This is a genomic window from Micromonospora sp. AMSO1212t, from assembly GCF_008868145.1.
GTDB lineage: Bacteria > Actinomycetota > Actinomycetes > Mycobacteriales > Micromonosporaceae > Micromonospora > Micromonospora tulbaghiae.
This window is the reverse complement of record NZ_WBKS01000241.1, coordinates 1-2,366: the sequence shown is the minus strand read 5'-3', so window position 1 is coordinate 2,366 and position 2,366 is coordinate 1. Positions and strand designations below refer to the sequence as shown.

Genomic DNA, 2,366 nt, shown 5'->3' with positions numbered 1-2,366 from the left:
GCGCGGCCCCCGTCCCGCAACCACGCCCCGTGCCCCAGCACAACCCCCTGGGGTACGCGCGACCGCCCGCCGCCGCGCCGCCCCGGCGCTCCCGGTCCGGGCTGTGGACGACCGCGATCGTGGTGGCCGTACTGGTCATCCTCTGCTCGGGCGTGATTTCGTTCCTGTACCGGAAATACGGTGCTACCGCATCCGCTCCGGCGAGTGTGAGCGTGACCTCCGGCGCGGTGCAGCCGTACGGAGGCGACTATCCGGTCCGCACGTCGTACCGTCGTGAGGTACGCCTCCTGCCAGCCGGCGGCGGTACGACGACGAGCGAAGGACGAGAGACGCGATGACAGCGCAGGCCCGCCTGCTCGGTGGCAGGTATCAGGTCGGCGAGCTGCTGGGCTACGGCGGCATGGCCGAGGTGCACCGCGGCCGTGACCTCCGGCTCGGGCGGGATGTCGCGATCAAGATGCTCCGTACCGATCTGGCCCGGGATGCCACCTTCCAGATGCGGTTCCGCCGCGAAGCGCAGAACGCCGCCTCGCTCAACCACCCGGCCATCGTCGCCGTCTACGACACCGGCGAGGAGACCGCGCCCACGGGCGAGACCCTGCCGTTCATCGTGATGGAGTTCGTCAACGGCCGGACCCTCAAGGAGGTTCTCGGCGTCGAGGGGCGGCTCCAGCCGCGCCGGGCGCTGGAGATCTGCGCCGACATGTGCGCCGCGCTGGAGTTCAGCCACCGGCACGGAATCATCCACCGGGACATCAAGCCCGGGAACGTGATGCTCACCCAGACCGGCCAGGTCAAGGTGATGGACTTCGGCATCGCCCGGGCGCTGGCCAGCGGCGCCACCACGATGACGCAGACCAGCGCGGTCATCGGCACCGCGCAGTACCTCTCCCCCGAGCAGGCGCGCGGCGAGGCGGTCGACGCCCGCTCCGACGTCTACGCGGCCGGCTGCGTGCTGTTCGAGCTGCTCTGCGGCCACCCGCCGTTCGTCGGGGACAGCCCGGTCAGCGTCGCGTACCAGCACGTACGGGAGCAGCCGCCGACGCCGAGCACGATCAACCCGGACGTCAACCCCGCTGTCGACGCGATCGTGCTCAAGGCGCTGTCGAAGAACCCGCTCAACCGCTACCAGAGCGCCGGCGAGATGCGGGCGGACCTGCTCCGCGCCGCCGCCGGCCGGCCGGTGCTCGCCACCCCCGTGATGCCGGCCGACGAGACCATGCCGATGGGCGCCGCCGCGGGCGGCGGCTACCACCAGGCGCAGCAGACCCAGATGATGGGCCCGCAGACCCGCCAGCAGCCGGTGGCGCGGGTCGGAGATCCGGGCAAGCGCAAGAGCTCGTCCTGGGTCATCGCCGCGTTCGCCGCGCTCGGCGTGCTCGCGGTGATCGCGCTCGGCACCGCGCTCTGGCTCAACCAGGCCGGCAACGAGAAGGTGTCGGTGCCGCAGCTGGTGGGCCGTTCGCAGGCCGAGGCGCAGGCGGCGCTCACCCAGGCCGGGCTGCGGTTCACCGCCGGCGATCCGGTGCAGAACACCACGTGCGAGAAGGGCTCGGTGGTCGACCAGAGCCCGTCGTTCGGCCAGCGGGTGGAGAAGGACACCGAGGTCACCGTCAACGTCTGCACCGGCCCGGGCCAGGTCACCATCCCCACCGGCCTGAAGGGCAGCACCAGGGACGCTGCGGAGACGCGTCTGCGCGAGCAGAAACTCGTTCCCGTGGTGGAGCTGGTGAACGACAGCGCGCCGAAGGACCAGGTCGTCTCCGTGTCGCCCAACGAGGGCAGCCCGGTCGCCGAGGGCAGCAAGGTGACACTCAAGGTCTCCCGGGGCAACGTCAGCGAGGTGCCGAACGTCCGCGGCTACACCGAGGACCAGGCGACGCAGCGGCTCAAGGAGGCCGGCTACGAGGTCCGGGTCCAGGAGGGCGACGAGGTCGACCCGGCCGAGGCGGGCAAGGTCAGCAGCCAGTCGCCCCGCGCCGGGACCAGCCTGGCCAAGGGCGAGCGGGTGACCATCCGGGTCGACGTGCCGCGCGAGGAGGAGCCCACGAGCCCGACGCCGAGCGTCACCCCCAGCACGACGCCGAGCACGCCGGGCAACGGTGGTGGCGGCAACGGCGGCGGTAGCGGCTTCCCGTTCCCGACCATCGCGCCGACACGTACCGACCGCTGACCTTCACCTGACCGACCGACGCGGCGGCGTCCCCGATCCCGGGGCCGCCGCCGCGCTCGCATCTCCGCCCCGCTTCTCCCGTTGACCATGAAGTTAGCGGCACCGAGCGTCCGATTTGTCCCCGCCAACTTCATGATCGACGGAAGAAGGGGTGGGCGGGGACAAATCGGACGCTCGGTGCCGCTAACTTCAT

The 2,366-nt window shown here is 71.6% G+C and carries 1 protein-coding gene; it reads left to right on the top strand.

Going from position 1 to position 2,366, the window contains the following annotated elements; genetic code table 11:
* The first annotated feature begins 334 nt into the window (after positions 1-334).
* The gene (pknB, locus tag F8279_RS29555) at positions 335-2,173 is read left to right on the top strand and encodes a Stk1 family PASTA domain-containing Ser/Thr kinase (RefSeq protein WP_091413690.1); all 1,839 of its coding nucleotides are present in this window, start codon (positions 335-337) and stop codon (positions 2,171-2,173) included.
* The last annotated feature ends 193 nt before the right edge of the window (positions 2,174-2,366 follow it).